This is a genomic window from Bradyrhizobium sp. Kon58 (assembly GCF_055807455.1).
Genome location: NZ_JBVVOT010000514.1, coordinates 1 through 256 on the forward strand (window position 1 = coordinate 1; position 256 = coordinate 256).

Annotated in this window: 1 protein-coding gene; it reads right to left on the reverse strand. The window is 56.2% G+C overall.

The window, feature by feature from the left end:
* Positions 1-256 (reverse strand): hypothetical protein (locus tag AC0L20_RS41310; RefSeq protein WP_473295880.1); only part of this gene is annotated, 256 nt, incomplete at both ends.

A 256-nucleotide genomic window follows, 5' to 3' on the forward strand; every position in this document is an offset into this window, starting at 1 on the left:
AAGCGTTCGAATTCCTCGATGTGCTGCTCCAGGCGCGGGATCAACTTGTTGATCTCGGTATACAGGCGCGAGCTGTCTTCGGCCTGGCCGGAGATGATCAGCGGGGTACGGGCTTCGTCGATCAGGATGGAGTCGACTTCGTCGATCACGGCAAAGTTGAGTTCGCGCTGGAATTTTTCTTCCATGCTGAACGCCATGTTGTCGCGCAGGTAGTCGAAACCGAATTCGTTGTTGGTGCCGTAGGTGATGTCGGCCG